At 42.5% G+C, this 24548-nt stretch carries 24 protein-coding genes; 10 read left to right on the top strand and 14 right to left on the bottom strand.

Features of this window, described 5'->3' with window-relative positions:
- Position 1: 1 nt before the first annotated feature.
- Complete coding sequence (locus ACSLUR_RS14145; RefSeq protein WP_181901730.1) at positions 2 to 637, bottom strand: hypothetical protein; 636 nt, start codon at positions 635 to 637, stop codon at positions 2 to 4.
- Positions 638 to 738: 101 nt separating this feature from the next.
- Between ACSLUR_RS14145 and ACSLUR_RS14140 the strand changes: the two genes are divergently transcribed.
- Both ACSLUR_RS14140 and ACSLUR_RS14135 read left to right on the top strand, forming a co-directional pair.
- Entirely contained in the window at positions 739 to 960 is a 222-nt protein-coding gene (locus ACSLUR_RS14140; protein ID WP_116013257.1) for a sulfurtransferase TusA family protein, read from the top strand.
- A 7-nt stretch (positions 961 to 967) separates the two neighbouring features.
- A complete protein-coding gene (locus ACSLUR_RS14135) occupies positions 968 to 2044 on the top strand; it encodes an AI-2E family transporter (RefSeq protein WP_116000093.1) in 1077 nt (358 codons plus the stop codon).
- A 114-nt stretch (positions 2045 to 2158) separates the two neighbouring features.
- On the opposite strand, the gene bcp is transcribed toward ACSLUR_RS14135, so the two are convergent.
- Together bcp and ACSLUR_RS14125 are read right to left on the bottom strand one after the other, a co-directional pair.
- Entirely contained in the window at positions 2159 to 2629 is a 471-nt protein-coding gene (gene bcp, locus ACSLUR_RS14130; RefSeq protein WP_116000094.1) for a thioredoxin-dependent thiol peroxidase, read from the bottom strand.
- A gap of 59 nt (positions 2630 to 2688) precedes the next feature.
- On the bottom strand, positions 2689 to 3201 hold the full coding sequence (locus tag ACSLUR_RS14125; protein WP_116000095.1) for a glycine cleavage system transcriptional repressor: 513 nt from the start codon (positions 3199 to 3201) through the stop codon (positions 2689 to 2691).
- Between the two features lie 177 nt (positions 3202 to 3378).
- On the opposite strand from ACSLUR_RS14125, the gene dapA reads away from it, so the two are divergent.
- Complete coding sequence (gene dapA, locus ACSLUR_RS14120; protein WP_448555565.1) at positions 3379 to 4308, top strand: 4-hydroxy-tetrahydrodipicolinate synthase; 930 nt, start codon at positions 3379 to 3381, stop codon at positions 4306 to 4308.
- Entirely contained in the window at positions 4308 to 5393 is a 1086-nt protein-coding gene (locus tag ACSLUR_RS14115) for an NlpB/DapX family lipoprotein (RefSeq protein WP_448555563.1), read from the top strand. The genes dapA and ACSLUR_RS14115 overlap by 1 nt, the downstream gene beginning before the upstream one ends.
- A 167-nt stretch (positions 5394 to 5560) precedes the next feature.
- Here the strand turns inward: ACSLUR_RS14115 and ACSLUR_RS14110 are convergent, their stop codons facing one another.
- The 7 genes from ACSLUR_RS14110 to ACSLUR_RS14080 all read right to left on the bottom strand — a co-directional run bounded on the left by ACSLUR_RS14110 (position 5561) and on the right by ACSLUR_RS14080 (position 12155).
- Entirely contained in the window at positions 5561 to 5761 is a 201-nt protein-coding gene (locus ACSLUR_RS14110; protein WP_116000098.1) for a hypothetical protein, read from the bottom strand.
- Positions 5754 to 6446 carry a M15 family metallopeptidase gene (locus ACSLUR_RS14105; RefSeq protein WP_448555561.1) on the bottom strand — a complete coding sequence of 231 codons (693 nt, stop codon included), beginning with the start codon at positions 6444 to 6446 and terminating at the stop codon, positions 5754 to 5756. The genes ACSLUR_RS14110 and ACSLUR_RS14105 overlap by 8 nt, the downstream gene beginning before the upstream one ends.
- Before the next feature lie 87 nt (positions 6447 to 6533).
- Complete coding sequence (gene dapE / locus ACSLUR_RS14100) at positions 6534 to 7679, bottom strand: succinyl-diaminopimelate desuccinylase (RefSeq protein ID WP_448555559.1); 1146 nt, start codon at positions 7677 to 7679, stop codon at positions 6534 to 6536.
- Positions 7679 to 8023: an ArsC family reductase gene (locus ACSLUR_RS14095; protein ID WP_116000101.1), complete on the bottom strand. Its 345-nt coding sequence runs from the start codon at positions 8021 to 8023 to the stop codon at positions 7679 to 7681. Before ACSLUR_RS14095 ends, dapE begins: the two co-directional genes overlap by 1 nt.
- A 1-nt stretch (position 8024) precedes the next feature.
- Positions 8025 to 8417 (bottom strand): ACT domain-containing protein, encoded by a 393-nt coding sequence (locus tag ACSLUR_RS14090; protein WP_448555556.1) that lies wholly within the window; start codon positions 8415 to 8417, stop codon positions 8025 to 8027.
- Between the two features lie 429 nt (positions 8418 to 8846).
- Entirely contained in the window at positions 8847 to 10955 is a 2109-nt protein-coding gene (gene pta / locus ACSLUR_RS14085) for a phosphate acetyltransferase (RefSeq protein WP_448555554.1), read from the bottom strand.
- Between the two features lie 3 nt (positions 10956 to 10958).
- On the bottom strand, positions 10959 to 12155 hold the full coding sequence (locus ACSLUR_RS14080) for an acetate kinase (RefSeq protein ID WP_116000104.1): 1197 nt from the start codon (positions 12153 to 12155) through the stop codon (positions 10959 to 10961).
- 446 nt (positions 12156 to 12601) lie between these two features.
- Between ACSLUR_RS14080 and yfbV the strand changes: the two genes are divergently transcribed.
- Positions 12602 to 13027: a terminus macrodomain insulation protein YfbV gene (gene yfbV, locus ACSLUR_RS14075; protein ID WP_448555552.1), complete on the top strand. Its 426-nt coding sequence runs from the start codon at positions 12602 to 12604 to the stop codon at positions 13025 to 13027.
- 67 nt (positions 13028 to 13094) lie between these two features.
- On the opposite strand, the gene rlmA is transcribed toward yfbV, so the two are convergent.
- Complete coding sequence (rlmA, locus tag ACSLUR_RS14070) at positions 13095 to 13910, bottom strand: 23S rRNA (guanine(745)-N(1))-methyltransferase (protein WP_448555550.1); 816 nt, start codon at positions 13908 to 13910, stop codon at positions 13095 to 13097.
- Between the two features lie 13 nt (positions 13911 to 13923).
- Entirely contained in the window at positions 13924 to 14730 is an 807-nt protein-coding gene (xthA, locus tag ACSLUR_RS14065; protein WP_448555547.1) for an exodeoxyribonuclease III, read from the bottom strand.
- A 562-nt stretch (positions 14731 to 15292) separates the two neighbouring features.
- Between xthA and ACSLUR_RS14060 the strand changes: the two genes are divergently transcribed.
- The 3 genes from ACSLUR_RS14060 to ACSLUR_RS14050 all read left to right on the top strand — a co-directional run bounded on the left by ACSLUR_RS14060 (position 15293) and on the right by ACSLUR_RS14050 (position 18311).
- Entirely contained in the window at positions 15293 to 16009 is a 717-nt protein-coding gene (locus ACSLUR_RS14060; RefSeq protein WP_116000108.1) for a response regulator, read from the top strand.
- Between the two features lie 76 nt (positions 16010 to 16085).
- Entirely contained in the window at positions 16086 to 17387 is a 1302-nt protein-coding gene (locus ACSLUR_RS14055; RefSeq protein ID WP_448555545.1) for an ATP-binding protein, read from the top strand.
- A gap of 309 nt (positions 17388 to 17696) precedes the next feature.
- On the top strand, positions 17697 to 18311 hold the full coding sequence (locus ACSLUR_RS14050; RefSeq protein ID WP_448555543.1) for a VC2046/SO_2500 family protein: 615 nt from the start codon (positions 17697 to 17699) through the stop codon (positions 18309 to 18311).
- 302 nt (positions 18312 to 18613) lie between these two features.
- Here the strand turns inward: ACSLUR_RS14050 and ACSLUR_RS14045 are convergent, their stop codons facing one another.
- Both ACSLUR_RS14045 and ACSLUR_RS14040 read right to left on the bottom strand, forming a co-directional pair.
- Positions 18614 to 19108: a YchJ family protein gene (locus ACSLUR_RS14045; protein ID WP_448555541.1), complete on the bottom strand. Its 495-nt coding sequence runs from the start codon at positions 19106 to 19108 to the stop codon at positions 18614 to 18616.
- A 39-nt stretch (positions 19109 to 19147) separates the two neighbouring features.
- Positions 19148 to 19645, bottom strand: a complete 498-nt coding sequence (locus ACSLUR_RS14040) for an ImuA family protein (protein ID WP_448555539.1) — start codon at positions 19643 to 19645, stop codon at positions 19148 to 19150.
- Between the two features lie 301 nt (positions 19646 to 19946).
- Here ACSLUR_RS14040 and ACSLUR_RS14035 point away from each other — a divergent pair, with 301 nt between their 5' ends.
- Complete coding sequence (locus ACSLUR_RS14035) at positions 19947 to 22109, top strand: trypsin-like serine protease (protein WP_448555537.1); 2163 nt, start codon at positions 19947 to 19949, stop codon at positions 22107 to 22109.
- A gap of 180 nt (positions 22110 to 22289) precedes the next feature.
- Entirely contained in the window at positions 22290 to 24365 is a 2076-nt protein-coding gene (locus ACSLUR_RS14030; protein ID WP_448555535.1) for a trypsin-like serine protease, read from the top strand.
- Positions 24366 to 24548: the final 183 nt, after the last annotated feature.

Genomic DNA, 24548 nt, shown 5'->3' with positions numbered 1-24548 from the left:
ATTATCCCACTTCATTGTTATTAGAGTTAGCTAGACCAGCGATAAGTGCATCTTTGTGATGTTTGATGGCTTCTTGGAAAAATCTAGCGATATTAGGTCCTTTGACCTCAACGATTTCAAATGATTCATCCAAATAGCCAATTAATCTTTCTACTCTGCGGTAAATATGACGAATCAGCGCGACATCCGCTTGATCGCCGTTTTCAGCGGTTATCATAATAAATGACATTAAACTGTTAACGCGAAATAAGCGACGCATTGCTTCAGGGATCCAGCGTTGAAATGGACACATAGGGTGATCGATCATGTTGTGATTCATTCGTTGACCGCGAATGACAGGGTAGCAATGAAGCTCATAGCCCATGTCGTTGTATACATGACGCAGGCTGACTTGTGGCTTAATCGCAACTGTTATCTCACCACTATTATCAACATTGCCTTTTAGTAAATTTAGATTCCAGTACTTTTTATCTAAAATATTGGTGTAGCCACTTTCAAACCCGTGACTGAGGATACCATCAAGTTCACCTGCCGAACTGGCGACCATATGATAGAGCGCTGAAACATCTCCCCAAGTGAGCTGCTTTTTTAAAGCGTTTATTTCTTTTAAATCGACTGTTTCAGGTAAATCCAGCATATATACACAAATGGTTGAAAACAAAATTAAACTACGACACTTGTTGTATTCGATTGTCGCAAATTAGATAATCAAACAAAAGAGCTGTGTAACAATTTACAATGAATTATCAGTATGACGCCAGTGGTGAAGTGTGCCCGTTGCCTTTAGTTAAGCTGCGAGTGTTACTGAAAAAAATGAAAATTGGTGATAGTTGTCGATTATTAATAAAAGACACGGGATCGAAGAGCGATATTCCCAAATTGCTCGACAAACTTAATTACCCATACACGTCAAGCATCATTGATGATGGGATTCAAGAACTCAATATTAGGATCAGGTAACAATTTTATGGTCAGGTTTTTTAAAGACTGGTATACGCGCAAGTTTTCAGATCCGCATGCCGTCACGCTCGTGGTTATTCTGGTGACGGCGTTTTTGGCGGTATATTTCCTAAGCAGCTTGCTAATGCCAGTATTTGTGGCAATGGCGATTGCCTTCTTACTTGATTTGCCAGTTAACCGCTTAACTAATGCCGGAATTAGCCACAGTTGGTCGGTGATTATGGTGGTTGCTGCATTTGTCGGTGTCTCGTTAATCACTTTCTTAGGGTTGATGCCCATAGTGTGGCAGCAAAGCACGAACTTGATGCAAGAAGTGCCGCATATGGTCACGGAAGGCCGAACTTACTTGATGACGTTACCGGAAAAATATCCAGAAATTGTTCAAGCTGAACAAATAGAGCATATGATTGCGCTGACAAACGACAAATTGTTGGAATGGGGACAAGTGGCGATTGAGGCAACGTTAAACTCACTTTCTGACTTAGTCGCCTTGATTATTTATTTAATACTTGTGCCGATCATGATCTTCTTTTTCCTAAAAGATAAGCGAGAATTATTGACAGGTTTTAGTCGATTTTTACCGAAAGAGCGTCGCATGGCGAGTCAAGTCGGTAAGGAAATGAATCAGCAGATCCTTAACTATATACGCGGCAAGTTAATCGAGATATTGATTATTGGCGCAGTAAGCACGGTGACCTTTATTTTCTTAGATTTACGCTATTCAGTGCTACTTGGTGTTTTGGTTGGTTTGTCTGTACTCGTCCCTTACGTTGGCGCAACCCTAGTAACCCTACCTGTGATGTTAGTGGCCTTGTTCCAATTTGGCGTTAGTCCAGAATTTGGTTATGTCATGCTAGCCTACGGTATTATTCAAGTTCTCGACGGTAACTTGCTAGTACCGGTGTTGTTTTCCGAAGCGGTAAACTTACATCCGGTGACCATTATCATCGCAGTTATCTTCTTTGGCGGCATGTGGGGCTTTTGGGGCGTATTTTTCGCTATTCCACTGGCAACATTAGTGAAAGCCGTTGTTAATGCGTTTCCAAATACGCCACTTGACGAGGAACAGTCTGTAACTGCGTAACGCAGTTAACGTAGGCGCATAACTTAGCTTCACGTAAAAATAAAAAAGCCCTGCTTGTTAAACTCTCAAGCAGGGCTTTTTGTCTGTAAAAGGTAAATGTAACCAGTAATAAGCTTATACTTGGTTAAGTACTTCTAATACGACTTCGTGATGGTTTTTCGTTTTAAACTTGTTAAATACGTGACTAATCTTTCCGTCTAAGCCAATTAAAAAACTTAAACGGTGAATACCGTCGTATTCTTTGCCCATAAACTTTTTCAATCCCCAAACACCGAAGTCATCAGCCACTTTGTGATCTACATCTGATAATAAAGTGAAGTTAAGCTCATCGCGCTGGCAAAATTTATCTAAACGTTTGCTTTCATCAGGGCTAATACCAAAGACAACAGTGTTTAGGTTGTCTAGCTCACTTTTACTATCTCTTAATCCTTGTGCTTGCACTGTACAACCAGGCGTCATTGCTTTTGGGTAAAAGTATACAAGTACTTGCTGTTTGCCGATGTAATCTTGTAATGATACCGCATCGCCGTTTTGGTCAGGTAACGTAAATAATGGGGCAGTATCGCCAACTTGTAGTGTATTCATATCTAAATCCTGCGTTATATTTGTTATAGCATTGCTGATGGTTGTACGTAGCCGCCTAGCTACTGCTTATGGATACAGCCTTGAATATCGAACTGCTGGCAAAGTTCTAAAAAGTCAGTTTCGATTGTGTCAATACTGGTGTCTTGATTAACCGTAAATTCAATGCTGGCGCTCATATTATTGGTAACAGGGTCAATATCTGACTTTAATGACGAGATATCTATCTGTCGATTTGCAAAAAAAGCGGTAACCGCTTTTAAAATACCAGGCTGATCAATCCCCGTGTATTCTGCCGAGTACATTTGAGTCTTATCGAGCGTATGGTAGCCAGAGGTACGTTTCATCATGGTGATAAGTTCAAGCTCAACGGCCATGGCGGGCAAACGCGCTTCAATTTGATTGATGGCACGCATGTCGCCTTGCAGTAACATGATGAAGGAAAATTCTTTACCAAATATCGCCATACGACTGTCAAGAATATTACATTCACACTCGCTTGCTAGGTTAGTAAGCTCACTGACACTACCGTTTCTATCTGCGCCCATGGCAGTTAGTACAAGATATTGAGACATTCGTCGCCGTTTTTTGAATAAATAAAGGGCGGCATTGTAACTTACTTAACCTTAAATTATTAGTTACCTACAAAAAATTATCGCTACTGGTGGAATTATCGCCACAAATCATCGACTAAGCGGCTTTCACCTTGTTATTAGCATGACTGCCAAGTACCATGAGCGCAGTTTGTTGTAGTGAAAATAGTTAACAAGTTTACGGGTATGTTTAGAGGAAGCATTGTCGCTTTAATTACGCCATTTACCGAGCAAGGGCAAATAGACTATAGCGCCTTAGCTCAGTTGATTGATTGGCATATAGCTCAAGGTTCGCAAGGGCTGGTAATCGCTGGAACAACGGGTGAGTCTGCAACTCTATCAGATAATGAAAAAATTGAGCTCGCTCGCTTTAGCGCAAAACAGAGCGCAAAACATAGTGCAGGGCGTATTCAGGTGCTTGTCGGTAATGGTTCCAATGCCACAGCACACGCTGTTGAGCTCACTAAGCAACTCAACGATACCGGTATCGATGGCTACTTAACGGTCACCCCGTACTACAACAAGCCAACTGAACAAGGTTTACTAGCACACTACAGCGCGATTAACGCAGCAAGCGAATTACCCATACTGCTTTACAATGTGCCAAGTCGCACAGGCTGTGATTTATCGCCAAAGCTTGTCAGCCTGCTTGCGGAACTATCTCACGTTTGCGGCATCAAAGATGCGTCAGGTGAACTATCTCGCATAGATGAACATCGCCAGTTATGCCCAGAAAACTTCGCGCTGCTTAGCGGTGACGACGAATCTGGCACAGAGTTTTGTAAACTCGGTGGTGACGGTGTAATATCAGTGACCGCTAATGTAATGCCAAAGGCAATGGCGCAAATACAGCAGCTTATAGAACAAGAAAAATTCCAGCAAGCTGAGTTAATTGACCAGCAGTTGGCAAAATTACATAAACATTTATTTGTTGAGTCAAACCCGATCCCAGTTAAATGGGCGATGAGCGCAATAAACCGTTTACCTAGCGCCCATATGCGTTTGCCTTTATGCCAATTAACTCCTGCAGGGCAGGCTGTTATGTCGGCAACGTTAACTGACTTAACACAACATTTTCAGGAGATTTAATGAGTCGTCGTAGTCTTTTATTATCGGTATTAGCACTTTCCGTTTCGGCATGTAGTAGTGTTCGTCATAACCAAGCTTCCGGCGATTTTGAATATGCAACTGGTGAAGAAGCAACGCCTTTAGTCGTGCCGCAGTCACTGGATAAACCAGCAGCGAAGAACGACTTTGAGGTTGCTAGTGTTAAAAATACCCAAGGCCCAGTGGGTCAAGCAGTTGATGTTCGAGCACCATCGCTGGTTTTGCCTATCGCAGCATCTTCGCGTGTTGTGCCAGAAAATGATGATGCCATTATTTGGTTTGATAAAGTGCTTGAAGACAAGGACTTAGCAGAATTCATTGAATTAGCCGTTAAAGATACCTTGCTGGAAAGCAGTGTTGAGCTTAATAGCCTTGCTGATAAACCGTTATCATTTGAGTCTGATTGGTTTCACAGTGAAGAAGAGTCAGGCTGGATTTTCAAACAAGTAGACGCCTCTGAAAGCATGCGTTTTCGCTTTGACCTAACAACTAAGCCACACGGTCGTAGCGTTTCATTGCAAGTCTCGATGATTGACTACATGAAAACCGACCAATCAGGCTCAACTAAAACACCAAACATTATTGACAAGCATCGCGCGGAAATGGCGTTGCTAAACGAAGTTACAGCAACTGTTGATTATAAATATCGATTGCAGCAACGAGAAAATCGCTTAATGCGCGCTAATCAAAAATTAGTAACTGTTGGTGAAAACCCTCAGGGTGAAGCGGCTTACGTGGTTGAAATGGAAACAGACTTGTTATGGTCAAACCTACCGATCTTTTTTGAACGATACGGTTTTGATATTGCAGATTTGAATGAAAGCAAAAAGATTTACTTTGTTGATTTCACGAAACCAGATATTAGCCTTTGGGATCGAATTTGGGGCGATGATGTGCCGGTTATTGAACTTGGCAACGCCAGCTACCAATTCCACTTGAAACCCTTGGCTGAATCGCAAAGCACCGCACTAACCATTTACAATAGTGAACAACAAGCATTAACGAAAGAAGTGTTAGAGCAAATCTTCCCAGTAATGGAACCTGCGCTTTCTTTCCGAGATTTGTAAGCGTATTACTGAGTGCTAACAAGTAATACATAACAAAAAGCTCCGTTTATCGGAGTTTTTTGTTTTTAAGTAATTGTTTCGCCAGAATGATGACGTCGTCTAGTACTTGTTATTTAGGTTATTACATTGCTTACGCGCAAAAACTTACGTGCAAAAACTTAAGCGGCTTATAAATTTTTTGTTTTGTTAAAGCTAGGTAATGCGTCATCTTGCGCTTTTTTCGGACTGCGTGGTAAGGTTTCTTCCAAGTCGTTCAAGCCTTTTTTACGCATCGGTTTTTGTGCTGTTTTATGCACTGTACTAAAGTTACCAACGATAAATAAAAATACCGCCACGATAATTAGAATAACTACCCAATGATTATCCATGCGGATAAGCTCCAATATTCATAATATAAGTGTCGTAGAGTTCGTCTAAATTACTCAAAATAGCCGATTTTCCGGCAATTTCTGCCTGTTTAATACAATCGGCTAGGCAATCTAGGGTTAAGCTAGTTTGAAAATCGCTAGCACTGTCAAAATGTGATATATGCCAAGGCTCTGCTGCAACGCCACCTCGGTAGTTATCGTAAGGAAAGAAAAAGCCAAAGTCACTAGCGTGCTTAGCAAGCCATGTACTTAACCGGTGCATTGGGCCGCCTGTTTGGTATTCCCATTGCTCAAGCTTGAGCGTTTGATTGTCGCTAAGCAGGTTACTTGCGTAAACATCTAGGTCTGTTCCCCAATGGTGGCGGCTGGCGCCGGGCAGGGCAGAGAATAACATAATAGCTTTGATTTTTTCTAAATCGCTAAACGAGCTCATATCGACTGCTTGCTCATTGGCATCAAGTACTGGCAGTTCGCCATTAAACTTTCTATTCCAGATGCTCAACTGTCGATCAAAAGAGCGGAAGCTGCTGGCAAGTGTTAATGTTAGTTGCTCGTGAGCAGCGGCCTCAACCATGGATTGCCAAGCATGGTACACCTGATGGTTTATACCGTGACGTTCATCCAGCCACTGAATATGCTGGGCTTCTATACCTGTTACCGTTGTTACAGTTATCGATTTAGTCAAATTTCACTCGTTTATACAATTCGCTAAGTGCCTTTGTGAGCCTTATTCGGTTTATTTTACATTGCTGAAAAGGTTGCTTTAGGCGCGCTAATCAGCGCCTTTTGGGCACAAAATATTGACCATGCTGTGATAATAAATATCGACAAGCTTAATTAAGTCTTCACAAGAAACGCATTCATTCACTTGATGAATGGTCGCATTGCATGGACCAAGCTCGATAACTTCGGCACCTGTAGGTGCAATAAATCGGCCGTCAGAGGTACCGCCAGATGTCGAAAGCTCAGTTGCTTGCCCAGTTACCTGTTCAATTGCATTGACCACGCCGTCCAATAGCACACCAGGTTCGGTAATGAATGGTTTACCGTTGTATGTCCATTTAATGTCGTAATCAAGCTGGTGACGAGTCAGGATTTCATTAACGCGGTTAACAATCGTTTGGTCGTCTAATTCTGTGCTGTAACGTAAATTAAACAGCGCAGTCAGCTGACCCGGTACAACATTAGTCGCGCCCGTTCCACTGTGAATGTTGGTTAACTGAAAACTGGTGGCAGGAAAGTAATCATTACCTTGATCCCATTCAGTCTGACTAAGCTCAGCCAACGCAGGGGCGGCAAGGTGAATAGGGTTAATGACATGATCAGGGTAAGCAACGTGACCTTGTTTACCTTTGATCACTAACTCGCCAGAAATAGAGCCGCGACGCCCATTTTTAACCACATCACCTACTTGGTGTGAACTTGATGGCTCACCGACAATGCAGTGATCTATCTTTTCATTGCGCGCTTCAAGCGTGTCAATGACGCGCGTGGTACCATTGATAAACGGCCCTTCTTCGTCGCTGGTAATTAAAAAGCTAATAGAGCCCTGATGATCAGGGTGATCGGTAACAAAGCGCTCAGTGGCCACTATCATTGCAGCCAGCGAACCTTTCATATCGGCAGCGCCACGGCCGTAAAGCATATTATTATGAATGACAGGGTTAAAAGGTGCAGTGTTCCAGTGCGTTAAGTCTCCGGGTGGCACAACATCAGTATGGCCGGCGAAGCAAAACAGCGGTTGCTGTTGGCCTTTTCTTGCCCACATATTGGTCGTGTCTTCAAACACTAAACTTTCAATGTCAAAGCCGAGCGGTGCTAACCGCTCAGCCATTAACGACTGGCAACCCGCGTCTTCTGGTGTAACAGATTCACGTGCAATTAGCGCTTTCGCAAGCTCAATAACAGGATGGTTCATTATAAAAATTTGTCAGCGAAAATATCTGCTTTAAAGCCTACCACAACTTGTTCGTTAACAAGAGTGACTGGGCGTTTGATGAGCGTAGGCTCTGCCAGCATAGCGGCTTTGGCAGTTGCTTCGTTTAGGTTATTTTTAATATCGTCTGCTAAGTTTCGAAAACTGGTACTGCGTTTATTAAGTAATTGCTCCCAAGTTGCTTTTTCAAGCAAAGAGGTCAGTAGCTCATCACTAAGACCATCTTTGCGAAAGTCGTGGAAATCGTGCTCAATATTTTGCTCTGCTAACCATTTTCTTGCTTTTTTTACTGTGTCACAGTTTGGAATGCCGTATAGGGTTGTCATGTTAGTCTCTTATAATGCGGTAATTATTATGGCCAAGGGCATCAATGGCTTTATTGATTAGGTTATCTTTCACCAGAATATAATCAGTGTCGAACGTCGAAATCGCGAATATACTGATTTTCTCAGCCGCTAGAATACTTGAAATACGGGATAAAATACCCGTTAGGCTAAAGCCCAATGGGCCGACAACTTCCAAAGCTCGCCAATCTTTTTCCACATCTTCACTGTCCAGTGTAATGGCTTGCGGTAACACTAATGATACTTCGTCGTAAGTTTTGGCGATAAAGTAAATAGGCGCTGAAAAAGCTTCCGGTGGAATGGCACTTTCTGGCGCTAAACTATGTATCGCAAAGGTTTCCGAGAGCAATTGTAATGTCAGAGTGTTACTGGTCATATTTGCGTCTATTGTCGGCATTAAAGAGTTTGTATCTTAGCAAGTTTTACCGCCGTTGACTAACCGCTGGTTTTAGCGTTTTGTATACAAGAATTATAGTTTTATGCAGTTAAGCGTAAATTTGAGCGAAAACACCTAAAAAGCTTAAGTAAAGATCGCTTTTTAACGCCAGTAAATTGCCAAGTTGCTCAAATTGGGTAAAAAATGATATCCACAAAACCTGTGGATAAGTTTGTTAGCAAACCATGGGAAAGGTTTAAAGCCTATGAATTATAAAGGAAAATATAATGGCTCGTTTTTTGACTAGTTAAACATCAGCAAAAAACAGGATAAAAGGGTTAAAAATAGCGGCTTTTATCAAAGCCGCTACAATTTGGTGCATCATAACCAATTAAATTAGCTTGATATGGCGAAAAGTGTCAGACTTTTTTACTTATCTGCTTGAATTGCCGTCAATGCGATGGTGTATACAATATCATCAACTAGCGCGCCACGAGATAAGTCGTTGACCGGCTTAGCCATACCTTGCAGCATTGGGCCAATACTGATCAAGTCAGCAGATCTTTGTACAGCTTTGTACGTCGTATTACCAGTATTTAAATCTGGGAACACAAATACGGTTGCTTGACCGGCAACAGGGCTGTTTGGTGCCTTTTTCTTGGCAACATTTTCCATAATTGCCGCATCGTATTGCAGTGGTCCATCGATTATCAAGTCAGGGCGTTTTGTCTTCGCAATTTCTGTCGCTTTTGTTACTTTCTCAACATCAGCGCCAGAGCCCGAAGTACCTGTACTGTAACTGATCATTGCAACTTTCGGCTCGATACCAAACTGCGCTGCAGAATCGGCAGATTGAATTGCAATATCAGCTAATTGCTCAGCATCAGGATCTGGGTTAATCGCACAATCGCCGTACACCAGTACTTGGTCAGGCAACAGCATAAAGAATACTGACGAAACTAGGCTAGAGTCAGGTGCTGTTTTTACCAGTTGCAGTGCAGGGCGGATGGTATTAGCTGTCGTGTTCACGGCACCTGAAACCAGACCATCAACTTGACCAAGTTGTAGCATCATAGTGCCAAGTACAACGTTGTCTTGCAGCTTTTCACGTGCCACAACATCGGTTAAGCCTTTGTGCTTACGCAGTTCAACCATAGGGCCGACGTAGTTTTCGATAATCTCTTTTGGATCTGTGATGATCACGCCCGAAGATAAGGTGATACCTTGTTGCTCGGCTAAACGTAGAATTTCTTCTTTGTCACCTAATAGCTGACAGCGGGCAATGTTGCGCTCTGCACAAATGGCGGCGGCTTTAATCGTGCGAATGTCATTACCTTCCGGTAAAACAATGAGCTTATCGGCATTGCGGGCTAATACGGTTAGCTTGTGTCTGAAAGCTGGCGGTGAGAATTGACGGTTAACGGCTACGTTTTCAGTGAATTCGCCTACCCAGTCGTGATCAAGGTGATCGGCAACAAACTGCTTCACTTTGTCTTGGCGCTGAACATCATCTTCTGGCATTTCTGGGTTGAAACTCATGATGTAGCGAGAAGTTTGCCATGTGTCAGATTGCACCGAAAGCACAGGTAAACCAGCATCTAAGGCTTGCTGACAAAGCGCTTTTACATTGTCGTTTGGCACATAACCGTTAGTTAATAGTAGCGCGCCAACTTTAGTACCGTTTAACGCTGATAAACAAGTAGCAACAATAATATCAACGCGATCGCCCGGGGTAACAATGAGTCGGCCGGCAGCTAAGTGACTGGTTAAGTTGGCGACTGAGCGGGCACAAAACGAAACGCTGCGAATTCGACGATGCTCGTAGTCACCTTCATTGAGCACGTCAGCACCTAAATAATCTGCAATATCTTTCACTCGTGGCGCGATTAAATCGTGCTCCCAAGGAATGGTACCAAGTAATCGAAAACGCGTATCGTTAAAAATACTAAGGTTTTGCCAACTGTCTAAATCAAGTGTTGGCTGAGCGTCGTGTTCTCGCGGCAGCAAACCGTATTCGTCAGTATCTGGCGAATTGACTTTGTTAATGATACAGCCGACTAAGCGTTTACTTTTTAAACCACCATATGTTGCGGCAGAAACTTCAATGCGATCTTCAAATTCTTCCAGTGAATCATTATCAGGTGATGCGACTAAGACGACATTAACCGATAGGGCTTGTGATACTTCGCGATTAAAGCGCGCGGCATAAGGTTGTCTGGTGGTCGGAATTAACCCTTCAACGATAACAATGTCGTATTCTTGTGTTAGCTTGCTGTACGTTTCTACAATTTGCTCTAACACAACTTCGAGATCGCCATCGCCCATTTTTTCTTCAACATAACTAATCGGTAAGCTAAGTGAATCTGGGTTGGCACTTTCTACTTTTCGGCCACGGCGTACATTGCGCGCTGGCTGAGAAATAGGCTTGTAATGAACAACATTAAGACCTTGTTGCTGACAAGCGTGATACAAACCGAGTACCACACTGCCAAGGCCAACACCAAAGCCAGCAGGGACTAACATAACTTGATGTGACATGAGTTATCCTTGAATTAATTGGTGAGTTTGATTTGCAATAACCCACTCTTCGTTAGTCGGCACAACTAATACTGCAGGTGATTGAGCGGTAGCAATGTTAAGTGACTTTCCGCGAATGGCTTGCGCATTTAGCTCAGGATCAATTGCTACACCAAGCACGGCCAGTTGTTTTACGATTTGTTCACGCACATAATCAGAATTTTCACCAATACCACCAGTGAAAATAATACCGTCTAATTTCGATAAGCTCACCGTCATTGCGGCAAGTGACTTAGCAATCGTGAAACTGAATACATCTAAGGCCAGTTTTGCTTGCGGGTTGTTTTGTTCTAGCGCTTGTTCTTCAAGCGTACGGCAGTCGTTGCTAATGCCAGATAAGCCCAGTAAGCCACTTTCTTTGTTAAGCATAGTATCAACTTGCTCAACCGTATAACCACAGTGTGTGGTCAGATGGAAAATTACGCCAGGGTCGATATCACCACAGCGTGTACCCATAGTAACACCCGCTAGCGGCGTGAAGCCCATACTAGTATCAACGCTTTGACCAGCTTCTATTGCGGCCAAACTACAACCATTGCCTAGGTGCACGGTGACTAAACTTAATGCTTCTATGTCTTTATCTAACATGGTGGCTGCTTCGCGACTGACAAAGTAGTGGCTGGTGCCATGGAAACCATATTTGCGAATGCTATGTTCTTTGTACAACTGTTGTGGCACAGCATATAAAAAGGCTTTGTTTGGCATCGTTTGGTGGAATGCTGTGTCAAATACCGCGACTTGTGGTAAGTCAGCAAATGCCGCTAACGCCGCTTCAATACCTTGTATATTGGCAGGGTTATGAAGTGGTGCTAGATTGCTAAGACTTTTCAGTTGCGCCATGACTTCATCGTTAATCAAGGTTGGTTGATGATACATTTCACCGCCGTGTACCACACGATGACCAATAGCGACTATGCTTTGAGTTAGGCTGTTCGTTTGTAAAAACTCGATTAATGCAGCTAATGCCGCTTGATGGTTGTATGGCGCTGCTAACGAAAGCGTTTGCTTTTCACCGTTAAACTTGATGGTAATTGACGCATCACTAGCACCTAAACGTTGTGCTAGGCCAGAAAGCGATTCTTCTTTGGTTGCAACATCAATTAGTGCGAATTTTAATGAGGAACTGCCACAGTTAATGACAAGGATAGTTTGTTTAGTCATAGCCACTCAAATTTGGTTGTTTGTACAATACCAAATTGAATAATTATTTGATCACTCAGCGAGGATTTAAAGGCTCATAGACAAGGCTTGGCGTGTAGAGAATGGTCATTCCCTTTTTGCTTAACGGAAAGCAAACGCCATAACGCAGTATATGAGCCTTTAAAACTCGCCCTTGGGAATGCATAAGCAGCATGATAACTGCACAAAATTCAATTGATGTAGAACAACTATATCGTCATAAATTTCGTTTGTTCTAATACTGCTTATGCCATTCTGAGAGACTAAATAATTAATCAAATTGGTATCATAGCTTCATAAGGTTAGTCTATTTTGCCAAAATACAGTTTAAGTATTTGCTCTAATTGTACTATGTGTGATTTACAATTAGAAATCCGATTACTCTTTTTTACTGTTTTTTACCAAAGGTATGGTTTACATTTAAAGCTATGAAATTAAGTGTCTCTGCATTAATCAAACTGGGTTATCAATACATGGAGCTTTGGCCAAAAAGGCCGGAGTTGGCTCAGTACTTTGCTGAATATAAAACGGTACGATTTGCTCGCTTGGTGGTTAACTATGCACCAGGTTTAGCGGTGTTGTCGTTGATTTTGCAATTGGGCCTACAACCCACAAATGGCTTAGTGATGGGCTTGTTTTATTTTATCCTGTTATTGTCTATGCCAGTTCAGGCTATGGTTATGCTAGGCGTAAATGCCGATAAAGTGCTACCACCATCGCTTGCTGCTTGGTATAAGCAAGGGGTTGCTCGCTATAATCAGCAGGGCGGCTCAATAAAGCTTTCGGTGAACAAACCTAAATACCTTGATTTAGCCAAGCTATTAAATATGACCTATCAGCAAGCTAAAAAGTAGTATGGCTGATAGGTGCTCACTGTAGCTATTCCCTTATTCCTTAATTCCTTTAACTCCCGTAAGCCCCTTAGCTCTTTTGATAAAGCTTGATCAGAAAATCTGCTTGGCAGGTAAAGTCTACTTGTTTAGCTAACCACTCTTTGACCTGCTCACTGGCTTTAAATGCAAATGGTGTCATTGACAATAGGTTTAAACAATCTTCGCCAGTGGCTAATGTCATTGGATAACTCAATTGCCATTCATCGACTAGCGTTAATTCGGTAATTGGTTGCCTGGTTTCGTCGTGCGGCAACGCTTGTTGATAAACTTGCTGTTTGAGCTCGGCTAGGTGATTAGCACCTGGAGTTACTGTGATCAGGTAGCCTTGAGCAGCTAATACACGGGTAAATTCTGGCTCTAGAATTGGCGCGTAAATTGAAACAATCCAATCAAAAAAGCTATCTGCAAATGATAACTTTGACAAGGTGCCCACGCTAAAGTGACAGTCGCGATATTTTTTACCGGCCTTTTTGATGGCCTCCTTGGCAATATCCACACCATAAACCTGATTGTTCTCTTGCTTATGTTGGTGAGTGTAATAACCTTCACCGCAGCCAGCGTCTAGCAGTTTACCTGTGGCCAGACCAAACTCCTGATATTTCGCGACAAGACATTCAATTAGCGGTTGATAGTAGCTTTTTTCTAGAAAAGCACGGCGGGCATTTACCATGGCTTTATTGTCGCCCGGGTTTTTAGAGTGCTTGAATTGAACGGGCAACAAGTTGACGTAGTTTTCTTTCGCCAAGTCAAAACAATGGTTTTGCCCGCAGCGGTAAATGCTATTTGTCAAAGCCAAAGGGCTTTGACAAATAGGGCAGCTATATTCGGCAACTTTTACTGACATTGCTTACTCGCGGCTACTTAAATGTTGACCAAATTGGCGCATGATCTGAAGGTTTCTCAATACCGCGCAGTTCATAATCAACGTCAGATTCGACACAGGTTTTGGCTAATGCAGAAGTTGCTAACACAACATCAATACGCAGGCCGCGATTGTCGTCAAACCCTTTTGAGCGATAATCGAACCAAGAGTAACGCTCTGTTTTTTCTGGGTGTAATTCACGGAAAGTATCTTTAAAGCCCCAATTTAATAGCGTTGCTAACCACTCGCGCTCTTCTGGCTGGAAGCTACATTTACCTGTTTTTAACCAGCGTTTACGATTCACTTCGCCGATGCCGATGTCTAAATCAATCGGGGAAATATTAATGTCACCCATAATCACGATGTTTTCGTCAGGTGTGTGGTGCTCGTTTAAATAGGTCATTAGATCTTTGTAGAATTGGCGCTTATACGGGAATTTAGTTTCGTGGCTAATATTGTCACCCTGCGGGAAATAACCGTTTAGCACGGTAACTTTTTCACCGGTGCTATTTGTGGTTTCTACCATTATCATGCGACGTTGTGCTTCTTCCGTATCTGTTGGGAAGCCTTTCATTACTTTATCTGCTGGCTTTTTACATAGCATAGCAACACCGTAATGGGCTTTTTGACCATGAAAATATACGTGATAACCCATAGCCTCGACATCTGCTAAAGGAAAGGCCTCATCATGTACTTTAATTTCTTGTAGGCCAATAATATCAGGCTGGTGCTTGTCTATTACCGCTTGTAGTTGATGAAGTCTGGCACGTAGGCCATTGATGTTAAATGAGATTATTTTCATGGTTAGCTATCTACTTAAGTCACTTGGGCTGATTTACAAATGCTTGGCACATTGTTAGCGCCTCATAAATTTATGGATGATTTGCCAAATCACGCGCCAAAATTGGAATGTAGGGTATTAGAAAACAATTGTTTACTGATGGCAACGACTGCTTGCTAGATTTAATTGTAACTAATGAGTAATTATGATGAATGAGAAGTTGCTCAGTAGTGGTTGATTCTGCCAATTCGCTGAGGGCGTCACGCCAACATAAAACTAATGGCAAAGTTGACCACTTTTGGGGCTAGAGGCATTAAAAATTAGATTTTAGATTAATCTATTTTTAACAACTTTATAGCATTTTGTAACTTAATGTAGCTATTGGGTAACACCTTGTAGTTTAAGTTGTTATCTCGGTATAAGTTATTTATGGTTAAGCACAGTCAAGACAATAAAAACGGCAGTATGTTGCAGGCTAAGTTGGTAAAAAAAGCCAGATAACACATGCAATTATTGCGATAAATAGGCAAGATTATGGACTGTTAACGAAAAATAACGGTTTATAACAACGATTGGAGTGAAAATGTCAGATAACATGTCATCGGTAAAAAAAATACTTTTGGTGGAAGATGACCGCCAACTATCTGATCTAGTAACAGATTTCTTAACGACTGAGGGTTTTCATGTAAAGCAAGAGTTCCGTGGCGACACTGCTGCGAAACGCGTTGAAAGTTTTACACCAGATTTGATTATTCTCGACGTTATGTTGCCTGGCAAAGACGGCTTTGCTGTTTGTCGTGATGTAAGAGCAACCTATAACGGACCGATTTTGATGCTTACAGCCAAGGGAACTGATTTTGATCAGGTACTTGGTTTAGAAATTGGTGCTGATGACTATGTAATTAAGCCTGTAGAGCCACGTGTTTTACTGGCAAGAGTGAATGCTTTATTGCGTCGTGGTGAACTGGCAACAGATACCAAAGACAAAGAAGTGTTGAACATTGGTGAGCTATACATTAACCGTGGTTCAAGGCAAGTGACCTTGCACGAAGAAAGTATTGAGCTGACTAGCCAAGAGTTTGATTTATTGTGGTTACTTGCAAGCCGAGCTGGAGAAGTACAAAACCGTGATTATATATACAAAGCCGTTGTTGGCCGCGAGTATGACGGTATGGACCGAAGCGTTGATGTACGCATTTCTCGCCTTCGTAAAAAACTACACGATAGCAACGACACACCATTTCGTATCAAAACTATCTGGGGTCAAGGCTACTTATTCGTTCCTGATGCATGGAACTAGCATTCCCTTCAATTTTCGCATGGCAGGCAGTAATAGCTCGCCATGCGCAGCCAGCATTGTGAAAACCCCGTATTAAATGAAAACTTTTGTCAAAATAGGGCGCTCGTTTCTCAGCCTATACTTCCTGATTACCTTAACTTTTATCGTTGCCTCTTGGTTGCTCGATGAAGTGTGGAACTCGTATATGGAGCAAGATATTGAGTCCTACACTGGCTACAAAACCATGTTGCATGCGATTGGCGATTATGTCACCAATCACCCACAAGAAGAGTGGCAACAAGTCGTTGAAAATGCGGCGACTCGCTATCATTTACCGCTTTCGTTAGTAAAAATTGCTGATATTGAATCGCAAGGTATAGCTGGTGAGCGACGTTTGCTCGGTGCTGGCAATACTTATGTATACATTGAAAAAGACACGGTTTCGCTACATCACTTAATCGCGGGCTCTGAATTTGTGATCACGTTAGGGCCAACAGAGATGCCAACGAGGCCGAGAGCCGAAACCATGGTTCGAGTGTTAGTGCTGATAGCCTTGGCTGTGATGATTCTCGTGTGGCTGTGGCCAATCTCTAGAGATCTACACGCGCTTCGTAAAGTGACTAAAGAGTTTGGTACTGAGCATTTTGATGTTCGCGCCCAAAAACCTAAGTCCATTATGATGGCAGGGCTAGTGCATGGTTTTAACGCCATGGCTGAGCGGATTAAAGATTTGGTTGATGCGCACAAAGAGTTAACGACGGCAATGTCGCATGAGCTAAGAACGCCCCTAGCACGGAGTAAATTTGCATTGCAAATGCTAAGCCATGCGAGTGACGAAACAAAACGACAAAAATACGTAAAGCAGATATGCGGCGACATTAACGAGCTTGAGAGTTTAGTAAATGAGCTGCTTGAATACGCCTCCCTTGAAGATGACAAACCTAAATTAAACTTTGGTGAGCATAACCTTGACGATATTATCAGTCGGCAGATAGGGCTTGTCGGTGGCCAATGCGTGCAAGTGAGCTACAACGCACCTGATATCCCAGTTATAGCCGATTGTGATCGTCTATACATTGAACGAGCATTGAGTAATTACATTTCTAATGCCATTAAATACGGTGATGGCCTTGTGGTTATTTCGTGTGAAACAAAGGAACAAGACTGCGTTATCAAAGTAGAAGACAATGGCAATGGTGTCGATACTTGCATTGAAAATACCTTGTTTGATGCATTCTCTCGCGCAGATGACAGCCGAAATAAGGAAACTGGTGGTTTTGGCTTGGGACTTGCGATTGTTAAGCGTGTGCTTGAGTGGCACGGTGGTCGTGTCTATACAGAGAAGAGTCGCTTAGGTGGTGCGTGTTTCGTGATGCAATGGCCAATAAAAGGCCAATAGCTTCCTCTTACAGCCTCAATAGCCACACTATGGCAAAAAATTAACAATTTGGGCAATAGGCGAATATCACTTGAAACCCATATTAAATTTTAGATTAAGTTTTAGTCTATTCGCCTGCTGCTATCTTTTGTTCAATTTTTTTGGTTAACGTTTAATCGCTAACTTGAGGTTGAAAATCACACTGATTGCTTCAGTGCCTAATGACTAATTTGGTCTATATTTATTCGGTATGTTCACCCTTTGAACAGTTAACTAAAACTTCCCACTTATTTGACAATTTTTTCTAAAGGTTAAGCAATCTGCGCCGATATGTTAGTTGTTCCACTAGCAGTATTATTGGCAGCAAACCCTTTGATAGAAAACATCCATCTTCAACATGAGCACCAACTTGGTGAATCGCTAAATAAATGCGTTCATCATGAAAGACGTGCTGATTTTTCGTTGATGCTCGCGATGTTAAATGATGATGTACGTCAGCAAAGCCAGTTTCTTATGCCAAAAACTGAGCAAAGCGTCGCTGAAATCACTGATGCGCGTTTACGTGCTGAACTAGAACTTCCAAAACCTGCTTCATTAGGCATAACTAACAGCAATCAAATCGCTCAATATGATCAAGCGGCACTGGCTGAGCAAGACTTAATGGCGTCCATTAAATTGAGTGATGCACTTAACCCTAAGCCAATTAGCTTTCGCGATAATAAACATCATCTACCGACACATGTTGTTGGTAATACGAGTATTCATTGCCAAACTCGCAGTCTTTCTGGTTCAGAGGAGTTGGCAGGCACCAAAGAAAGTACCGTTTCTGAACCACAAGAGTCATCACCTAAACGTATGCAGCTTGATGCAAAAGGTTGGTTGAAATCGATTCAACATTCCTTAATTAAAACAGAGCAGCCGCTAATTACCGAGCAATTTGCCTAGTCACTTACTTGGCAACTCTTCTGCTTTTTAAATCTCTTTTTAATGCAAATTTCAATAAATACTTGATTATTCTGGCTGGTTAAAACGCTTATAAACTGCGTTGATATTTTTGAGATTAGCACAATTACTAACCTCAAAATGACGCCTTGCCAACATGGGTGCAGTTACTTAGGTTTTGCTTTGAGCATAAAACTTGTGTTTATGAATCTTTTTTCTGCGCCACAATTAACCAATCTATTTGTTCGTTTAATGTAATTCAAAGACTAGATTGCAGTATCTGGTGGGGCTTTGTTGTTGACTAGTTATCTTGCGCAGCACTTTTTGTACTTCTTACCGCTTAAGCAAGGGCAAGGATCGTTTCGTTTAATGGTTGCTATTTGTTCGTGCTTGATAATTTCACCATCGTGATAGCGCCATTGCTCGTTTTCTTTAATAAAGTTTGAACACTCACGCATTTCGTAAACTCCATCTTGGTGTAGATAAAATGCAGAAAACTCCACTTGGGCAGGTTGTGCTAATGGGTTGTGTTGATGAACAGTTAAACGTAGCCAAATATTTTCTTTAGCCCATTCTTCAATGTCTGATACGGAATTTGTTTGTTGGCTTTCTTGTGTGTATGTATCGAATATATATTGAGCGTGGCACTCTGAGTATGCTGAGAATCTAGAGCGCATTAACTGCTCTGCGTTGACTGGCAGTTTAGCTCCAGTTAGGAAAGGCTGGCAGCACAACGAAAAAGTCATGCCCGAACCACACGGGCAGGCTTTATCTTTGTTTACATTATCTATATTTGCCAAGGGAACATCCGGTAAAGAAAAAACCTTATTTTACGTGAATTAGTGCCTCAACAAAACACAGTGTGTTTTACCTAGATGAGCTAAATCCTGCAATTGTACTTGTTGCTCTGTGTTTAGTTGCGCATTAATAAGGACAACAGCTGCACAATTACCTTTCGTTAAGGCTTTTTCAATATTGGTATGTGCCACATTAACCTTATTGGCATGAACCCAAAGCACATTTTGGGTTTTCATTTTAGCTTGAGTAAGCGTATTCGCTGAATGTTGGCTTATACGCTTGTCACCGTAGTGATGCGAATTATGTGTTGTGGATTTATAAAAATCATCGAACGCATGGCTATCGCTGCTAATCACTAATACCCATTTATGACTCTCGCTGAAGCGTTGGCTTAGCAAGCTAATTTGCTGTTCTATACCCGTAGAGTCATTAACGATTTTCTCTTCAAACCAAGGGGTTAGTTGGTAAAGGTTACTTACTGAAGTTGCTTCATTGTTATCAATCGTTGTTTCACGTGTTGTTATTGGCTGTACTTTCATGCTGAAGTTCCTCGGTATAGAAATACTGTATAAATAAACAGTATATCTATTTTTGTTTAATTGCAAGTGTTGCTTGAATAAAGTTTGTTCAATTTTTTTGGGGGGATTAAAGCTTGCTGCCGCGCGGCGATTGATGCTAAGCGAAGCTAAATCAATTAAGCCGTTTTACTCGTCTGATATGCTGTGCCTTTGTAGCGATGTATAATTTCCGCGCTAATTTTTTGTCAGCTTTATAAGCATTATCCGTGTTCGCGGCGCTAATAAGGCTTGTGGTGGCAGTCTTATTAATTAGGAACCTTCGATGAAAATCTTCTCAGTGATTGTGGCAAGCACCGTAATTTTAATGACGAGCTCTACAATTGCGAAAAACGTCAACTCGTTGATCAAACCAAGAATTGTCGGTGGCCAAGTGGCAACTCAAGGTGATTGGCCATGGGTGTCGGCTTTGGTCATTACTAATGAGCAACCTTTATCGTTGCTAATTGCAAAAGACGGTGAAGTTGCAACTCAGCCATTTATGTTTAGTCCGCAAGGCGAGGCTAGGGGCGAAATTATTGATTGCGGGCTAGGCGCAAAGGCATGTACCAACGCTCAGGGTAAAATTTGTTTTATGGAGCGTGGTGAGGTGCCATTTGCCACTAAAGTTAATCACTGTGAAGCTGGAGGTGGCATAGGTGCAATTATTTATAACAATGCGCCTGGGCCAATATTAAGTGGCACTTTGTATCCAGATTTTGTTGGTACTATCCCTGTTGTTGCGATATCTCAAGAAGACGGTCAAGCATTTAAAGATGGTCTATTGGGTAGTCAAGTAGAAGTATCTGTGACAACGATAGTCGATGGTGCTCAAACATCATTTTGTGGTGCTAGCTTTTTAGGTGGCAAGTGGCTACTGACTGCATCGCATTGCGTGGATGGTGAAACAACTGACTCATTTAAAGTGAATATTGGTGAGTATGATTTATCTGATGGAGCCCAAAATGCACGTTCCGTTGCTCGCATCTATATGCATCCTGAATATGATCCTATTGCGCTTAATAACGATGTTGCATTGATTGAGTTAACAGAAGCAGCTAACGTTACGGCGGTTAACTTGGCGTCAAAAATTACCACTGATAATGCAGCGCTAGATCATCAAACGGTGACAGCGATGGGGTGGGGTGATCGTACGGGCTATCAGCCGGGGGAAGAGCATTTAGTTGATATTCCAGATGTATTACATCAAGTAGATTTAGAGTTGCTTACCAACCTTGAATGCAATACGACGTTAGTTAATTCCTTGATTGGCCCAGATAGTGACCCTAATCAAGGTGGAGTATCCGATAAAATGCTTTGTGCTGCGGTAGCTGGAGGTGGCAAAAGTTCATGCCAAGGCGACAGCGGTGGACCACTCGTACTAAATACAAACCAAGGTTGGCAACAAGTAGGCATTGTTAGTTGGGGGATTGGCTGCGCCGCTGATGGCTACCCAGGCGTTTATGCGCGTGTCGCGGAATTTAACGATTGGATTGATGGCATCTATCAAGGTATTGCTATTGAACAACATGCTGATTTTCATGTTGTTGGGGTTAATCGTACAGAAACCGCTTTAGTCAGAGTGTCTAACAACAGTGGGCAGGCTGTTAATCTTAACTATTCAATTGTCGGCGATTTGAGTTTTACTATTACTGATGGTGAGTGTTCGTCGCTGGCTATCGGCGCAAGTTGTGACTTAACAATCACTTATCAGCCAACTGAAGTTGATGATCATAGCGCAAGGTTAACAATCACTGCAGACGATACTGGCGTGAAAACAAGTTCCGCTTATTTGTCAGGACAAGCGATTGCTCCTATGCCGAGCTTTGACAATAGTCTGGCATCGGGTAAGGAAGTTAATTGGTATAGCGGTGGCCAACAAAACTGGCAGCAGAACACGAGTAATAGCAGTATTGAAAGCGGCGCTATTGAGCATAATCAATTAAGCATTGTGATGGCTCAAATTGAAGGTAAGGGAGAGCTAAGTTTTGAATGGGCGGTATCTTCAGAAGCCAACACTGAGAATTCAAGCGATCCATATGATGCACTTTATCTATTCATTAATGGGATTGAGTATAACCTTATCTCAGGTGAGCAAGACTTCGCGGCATTAACCTATACACTTGAAGGTGAACGAAACCGCGTGACTTGGGTATATCGCAAAGATCAGGAAACATCGGCAGGTAACGATAAGGCGTACTTGCGAAATATAGTGTTTACCGCAACAGAAGAGTCGGGTACTGACCTCGTTCCGCCAACACCATCAACCCCAAGTACGCCGAGCACACCATCTACACCGGCTCCGCCAACGGCACCAGAAACCGAGTCATCAACAGGCTCTTCTGGTGGAGGTTCAATAGCATGGTTATTGTCACTTTCCCTTTTATTGTTTTTCAGGCGAAAAGGGCAGTTTAGCTGGCCAAATATTCTGCCAACTTATAAAAGGTAACTTATCCTATATTTTATAGTTCGTTATTACTGCTTCATTGGCGTCTGTTTTTTACGAATCATTAGGGGTGGCATTTAAAGCTTACCTTTATATAAATTGTAAAATTTTTCGACTTTTTTGCTTTAAACCTCGTAGAGGATCTATTAAGGTGAGTTTGGAAATTTTGTTAAGGAAGTGTAAATGAAAAGATATGGGATAGCGGCAATCAGTGCGGCATTAATGGTAGCTTACCCTGTGGTAGCCAAAAACACTAATCCACTGGTAAAGCCGAGAATTGTTGGTGGTGAGCAGGCGGTGAATGGCGATTGGCCATGGATGTCGGCGTTAGTGTTTACTGGCGAAGAGCTAACAACCTCATTGGAAGTATCGGGCACAAGCTATGATACTGGCCCGTTTACCAATAGCCCAGCAGGTCAGGCAAGCGGCGAGCTTGTTGATTGCGGCATTGGCGATCAAGCTTGTAGCGATGCACAAGACAAAGTTTGTTTAATTGAGCGTGGTGAGATCAACTTTTCGGTAAAAGCGGAAAACTGTGAAGCTGGCGGTGGTGTTGGTGTTGTTATTTACAACAATGTTGACGGCGCGATTAATGGGACGCTAGGCGATGACTTTGCTGGTGGTATTCCGGTCGTTGCAATTAATCAAGAAGATGGCCAAGCGCTAAAGGCAAATAACCTAGGCGATATGGCAACGGTTTCTGTATCGAGTGAAGCGAGCCTAATTCAAGACTCTTCTTGTGGTGCAACATTCCTTGGTGGCAAATGGGTATTGACGGCTTCGCACTGTGTCGATAGTGCAAGCTCACAATTTGTCAAAGTGAATGTTGGCGAGCATGACCTATCCGATGGCGCAGAAAATGCTATCGATATCCAAACCATTTACATGCACCCAGAATTCGACGCCCCTAGTTTAAATAATGATATTGCGTTACTAGAGTTAGTGGAAACGGTTGATGCCCCAAGTGTCACCTTGGCATCTAAAGTTACCACTGACAATGCGGCCGCAGAAGCAAGCGATGTTACCGTAATTGGTTGGGGCGGTCGTTTGGGTTATGAGCCAGGCGAAGGACCTACAGGTGATTTCCCAGATATTTTACATCAAGTAGATTTACAACTGTTAAATAACCAAGAATGTCGAACCATTTTAGCCAATTCATTGTTTGGTGAAGGTGGCGACCCTGACCGAGCAGGTGTGACTGATGTCATGATTTGTGCCGCTGTCGCTGGTGGCGGCAAAGGTTCATGTCAAGGTGACAGTGGTGGCCCTCTTGTACTAAATACTAACGAAGGCTGGCAACAACTAGGTATCGTTAGCTGGGGCTTTGGCTGTGCAGCAGATGGGTTCCCAGGCGTTTATGCGCGTGTTGCTGAATTTGATGATTGGTTAACGGCAATCACTGAAGGTATTGCGATTAACCAAACGCAAGACTTCCATATTGTTGGAACTGAGCAAACTTTTAGCACGCAAGTAGAAGTGGTTAACAACGCCTCACAAACAGCGAATCTTACCTACAGTATTGAAGGCGATGATAGCTTCTCTGTTGCTGGAGATGAATGTTTATCGCTCACCGCGGGTGAACGTTGTCAGTTAACGGTTGATTACACGGCTAGTGCCGTGGGTGAGCAAACAGCTCGTCTAACCATTAACAGTGATAATAGTGAAATTACCACCAGCGAGACTTTCTTGGCAGGTCGTGCAATTGCGGCATCAAGTGATATTGAAAACACGGTTGGCGGCGATGAAAACATCACTTGGTATAACGGTGGTGAACAGGCTTGGCTTGCCAATAACGTTGACGGTGGCATTGAAAGCGGCGCAATTACTCATGATCAAGACAGTATCGTTATGGCTGTTGTAAGTGGTGAAGGTGAACTTAACTTTGAATGGTCGGTATCATCCGAAGAAAATGCTGACGATCCTGCCGAGCCTTACGACGCACTTTATGTTTACATCAATGGCGAACTAGTAGAGTTTATTTCAGGTGAAGTCGCATTTGAGCAAAAATCTTACGACTTAACGGGTGAAGAAAACCGTATTACTTGGGTATACAACAAAGACGGCTCTGCAAGTGAAGGCGACGATAAAGGCTATATTCGCAATATTAGCTTTACGCCGACAGCGGCTCCAGCTCCTGCTCCAGCGCCGACACCAACACCATCGCCGACTCCGGCAGCACCTAGTAGTTCTTCTGGTGGCGGCTCTATGGCATGGTTACTACCATTGTTATCGTTAGTGTGGTTAAGAAGAAAACACTAGCTTAGCTGATACTAGCTTAGGTGATTATTAACGGCAGCTTGTTAACATATTAATTTATATAGCTTTTCGTTAACCTGTTTAAAGGTCTGCATATGCAGGCCTTTTTTGTGCCAAATAGCTTAACATTAGGGAATGTTTATAGTTATCAGTTCATTGCGTTGCACGTGTTTCACTAAAATAAAG

Source organism: Thalassotalea montiporae (assembly GCF_053485855.1).
Note: the sequence above shows the minus strand (reverse complement) of the source record. Positions and strands in the feature narration are given on the sequence as shown.